Origin of the sequence: Streptomyces sp. NPDC051684 (assembly GCF_044453445.1) — a bacterium.
Lineage (GTDB): Bacteria > Actinomycetota > Actinomycetes > Streptomycetales > Streptomycetaceae > Streptomyces.
Window position 1 is genome coordinate 1 of the sequence record NZ_JBITCS010000090.1, and the last position, 3,753, is coordinate 3,753.

The window sequence follows — 3,753 nt, forward strand, 5'->3', positions numbered from 1 at the left end:
GACCTAGTAGCGGAGCTACTCGGGCTTTTCGGCAACGCCGCGAGCGTGCGTGCCAGACGCCGCGGCGCAGACGGAAGATTGAAGACAGGCCCTAGTCGCCTTGAAGGTGGAGTTCCAGGCTCGCGGCTTCCGCGCAACGCTCGGCCAGCTCGCGGATCTTCCCCAGGATGTCCCGCTCCGGCTGCTCCTCCACCAGGTCGCCAGTGGCGTCGATCTCGGAGAGGAACTGAGGCATCTCCGCCGATGTAAGGATCTGGGTGCGGTACGGGTCAACACGGTTGAGCATCGGCAGGACGCTGTTCACACACAGGCCGGAGAACAAGTCTGTCCCGTCCTGTACGAAATCCACCGTGCTCAGCCGACGCTTTCTGGGGCTCGTTCCCCGTTGCGTGACCTGCATCAGCACTACGTCGACACCCATAGGATGCCGAGGTGCCAAGACCAATACCGAGCGGCCGCCGTGCCTGGATTGCGGCGTGGGTGGTGCTGTGCGCAGCCGGCCTCGCCGCCACCTATGGGCTCAACACGTCCTCCGAGCCCGACCCGAAACCCGAGAAGCCCGTGAGTGCCCAGTGCGCCAAGCTGATCGACGACATCGAGGGGCAGTTGGCGAGGAACAAGCGGGACGGCAAGGGCGGCGGAGCGGTGGCGTTCTCTCGCGTCCGGAACGCCGACGGCGACGATTGCGGCGACGCGCTCCACGAGCACTTCGGCGGCCACGGCTCCGCGGTGTCCGGCTCGCCGCCCGCGGAGTCACCGGCGCGTGTCTACTCCTCCTGCCTGGCGGCCGACACCCGGCCGCTGACCGAGGGCGACGATCCGTGCCGAGCTCCCGAGGCCGACGGCCGTTGAAAAACTCCTCTGTGGTTCCTACGCATTGCCGTCCAACGCAATGTGCCGACCCGCCGCGATCACGGCTGCCACGGACTGGAGCGCGCCCAGTTCGGTGAGCGGGTCGCCGTTCACCACGAGGACGTCCGCGCCGTAGCCGGCGGTGAGCTGCCCGGTCGTCTCGTCAAGACCCAGCGCGCGGGCCGCCTCCGTCGTGGCCATCGCGAGGACGCGGTCGTGGGTCAGACCCAGGTGCTCGTAGAACGTGAGGCTTGCGGGCAGGCCGTCGAACCCGGCGCGCTGGACGCCCGCGTCGGTCCCCGCGATCAGCCGCGCACCGGCCTCGGCCATCCGGCGGATCGCCTCGAACATGGCCTCGGCACGCTCTGCGCCGAAGAACTTGGGCAGCATCCGCCAGTTCGGGCTGATCGTGGGGCAGACGTAGATGTTCCGCTCGATGATCCGGTCGAGCACGTCCTCGCGGACCTCGAAGCCGTCGGCCGTCATCCATGTGCAGTGCTCGATGCTGTCGACGCCCGCCGTGACGGCCGCGGCGATACCGTCCACGCCGTGCGCGTGCGCGGCGACCGGCAGTCCCTCACGGTGCGCCTCGTCGACGAGCACCGCCAACTCCTCCCCGGAGAACTGGGCCTCCCAGCTCTTCGCCCCGCCCTTGGTGAGCCCGCCGCCGGTCGCCATCACCTTGATGACCCGGGCGCCGGACTCGGCATTGCGCCGCACCAGCTGCCGGACCTCGTCGGGGCCGGAGACCTCACCGCCGAGGAACCAGCAATGGCCACCGGGCGGAGTGACGGGCGTCGACGCGGAGACGATCCGCGGGCCGATGCCCGCACCCTGCTCGATGTCCTGAGCGAGACGCAGCGCGAGGCCGTCGCGGTCGCCGAGGTCGCGGACCGTCGTGACGCCGACGCCGAGCAACTGCCGTGCCCGGCCGGCCATCGCGGCGTACAGCCCGGCGTCGTCCTGCTCCTGGAGCGTGGCCACGGGTTCCGGCCCCGCGTCGAAGCAGAGGTGCACGTGGGCGTCGATCAGGCCCGGGAGCACGGTGCCGTCGGGGAAGTCGAGCCGCGGCTCGTCGGCCTGCGTCCGGCGCTCGGCCTCTTCGCGCGGGCCGACGAAGGCGATGACGCTCCCGCGTACGAGGACGGCCCCGTCGGCGACGACGTGACGATCGGGTCCGGCCAGGACGCGCGCGGCGGTGATCAACATGAAACCCGGCTCTCTCTCATGCGCATGAGGTCAGTTGCTGGACTGCACAGCACATCAGACAGCGCGCGCGGTTCCCGGCTGTACGCGCCACCTCGACCCCACCGTGTCGCGTCACCCTCACCCTCGCTCTCCCCCTCGGCCTCGCCGTCACCGCACCAGGCAGCAGTCTCCGCACTTGCCGCCGTTAGGGGCCCGGTAGAAGAGGCAGCAGCTGTGGCGGCGGAACGTCAGGCTCGGGCCGGTGATCCGGCCAGTTCCGCGCAGCCTGCCCGTTTCCAACAACTCCCGTGTCAGGCGCGCGAGTTCCGGCCGCAGGTCGGGACTGACCCTCAGCAGTTGCGCCGCCGATCCGACGAGCGCCGAGGCAGAATTTCCTGCCAGCAGGCGCGGCGCCACCTTGATGGTGAGTCCGCTTTCGACTGCCGCCAGGACGCCGTCGACCTCCGCGTACACCTCGTCGGCGAGCACCGCCGGATCCGCCGCACGTCGCCCCTCGGGCCGGGGCAGCCGCAGCGTCGAGCCCTCCCCCGACCACTCCACCGCGCTCATCACCGGCACGATCCCGTGGACCAGCGCGCAGGCGAGCACCGGTGACCACAGGCGGGCCGCGAGGCCCAGGTGGGCGATGGAGGCGCCGATACGGGGCTCGGCGGTGGCGTAGCGGTCGTTGACCGCCTTGGATCGTTCGGCGAGACCGGCGTGGGTGAGCCGTGCGCCTCGCGGCCCCTGCGTCGGCGTCGTATCCAGGGCGAAGAAGCCGCCGAGGCGCTCCGTCACGTCCCGCAGCGCCTCGGTGACCTGTTTCGACGGCACCGCTTCCGACGGCACCGGGGTCATGAGACCGTGGCCTTGCGCGGCGGTTTGATCACGTAGAACTCCAGGATCTCCGGGCACGGCGCCACTCCCGGTCCCCCGGCCCGCACCCAGTCCGCGATGTCCTCGGTGGCGTCACGGTCGTTGACCAGGCCCAGCCACACCGGCCGTGCTCCGGCCGCCCGCCCTGCGGCGGAGGGCTGGACGACGATGACGTTGGCCTGTTCGCAGACGTCGAGGCACTCGGAGATCCGCACGGGCGCGATCTCCCGCAACCGCGCCGTCTGTGCCGCGTGATCGCCGGTGACCTTGACGGTGCCGCAACAGCAGTCGCGGCACACCACCAAGCGGCACGGAACCGCCCGGGCCGCCGCGGGTGCCGGTACTTCGGCGAGCCGTTCAGGCATGCCGCATCCTCCCTCTCGCCGGGGAGTTCCGCCCCGGATCGCTTCGAGGGGGCGACGGCGTGAGTCTCCTGGCTCTCGGGTCCGCGCTCGTCCCGGCCTTCCCACCCTCGCGGGGGCAGTGGTCTTCCGGGATCCGCTCGCCGATCACAGTGGCGGTACCGCACCGGGTTCGCACCGGTTTCCTCGGGCCGCCGTCGCCCGTGTTCCCGACCATCATGCCTTAGGGTGATCGACGCAACTGGTTCGCCCCGTCCGCCAGGCGGGGCGTCGCAAGAGGGAACCCGGTGGGAATCCGGGACTGCCCCGCAGCGGTGAGTGGGAACGACCGCCGTCATACGCATTGGCCCCCGGAAGAGGGTGCTGGGAAGCGACGGCCATTAGGGCTTGTCGTTTGGATCAGGCCGGATCAGGGAGCGGGGCCTGGTGCGTGCGATCGCAAGGCGGAGGAGGGAGGCGACGCGGAGCGTCGTCG

General features: G+C 70.7%; 5 protein-coding genes and 2 riboswitches. Of the genes, 1 reads left to right on the plus strand and 4 read right to left on the minus strand.

Translation table 11 applies throughout. The annotated features are described in order from the left end of the window. Nucleotides 1-91: 91 nt before the first annotated feature. Entirely contained in the window at nucleotides 92-286 is a 195-nt protein-coding gene (locus ACIA8D_RS41680; RefSeq protein ID WP_399240740.1) for a hypothetical protein, read from the minus strand. Between the two features lie 146 nt (nucleotides 287-432). Between ACIA8D_RS41680 and ACIA8D_RS41685 the strand changes: the two genes are divergently transcribed. After that, on the plus strand, nucleotides 433-852 hold the full coding sequence (locus ACIA8D_RS41685; protein WP_399240742.1) for a hypothetical protein: 420 nt from the start codon (nucleotides 433-435) through the stop codon (nucleotides 850-852). An 18-nt stretch (nucleotides 853-870) separates the two neighbouring features. Here ACIA8D_RS41685 and ACIA8D_RS41690 read toward each other — a convergent pair whose 3' ends face one another. The 3 genes from ACIA8D_RS41690 to ACIA8D_RS41700 form a co-directional block, all read right to left on the minus strand. Continuing rightward, complete coding sequence (locus ACIA8D_RS41690; RefSeq protein ID WP_399240744.1) at nucleotides 871-2,061, minus strand: amidohydrolase family protein; 1,191 nt, start codon at nucleotides 2,059-2,061, stop codon at nucleotides 871-873. Nucleotides 2,062-2,208: 147 nt separating this feature from the next. Further along, the gene (locus tag ACIA8D_RS41695) at nucleotides 2,209-2,898 is read right to left on the minus strand and encodes a (2Fe-2S)-binding protein (RefSeq protein ID WP_399240746.1); all 690 of its coding nucleotides are present in this window, start codon (nucleotides 2,896-2,898) and stop codon (nucleotides 2,209-2,211) included. Continuing rightward, nucleotides 2,895-3,281, minus strand: coding sequence for a (2Fe-2S) ferredoxin domain-containing protein (locus tag ACIA8D_RS41700; protein WP_399240748.1), 387 nt, complete (start codon nucleotides 3,279-3,281; stop codon nucleotides 2,895-2,897). The genes ACIA8D_RS41695 and ACIA8D_RS41700 overlap by 4 nt, the downstream gene beginning before the upstream one ends. Nucleotides 3,282-3,342: 61 nt before the next feature. Continuing rightward, nucleotides 3,343-3,466, minus strand: a riboswitch (cobalamin riboswitch). 86 nt (nucleotides 3,467-3,552) lie between these two features. Then, nucleotides 3,553-3,690, plus strand: a riboswitch (cobalamin riboswitch). Nucleotides 3,691-3,753 lie beyond the last annotated feature (63 nt).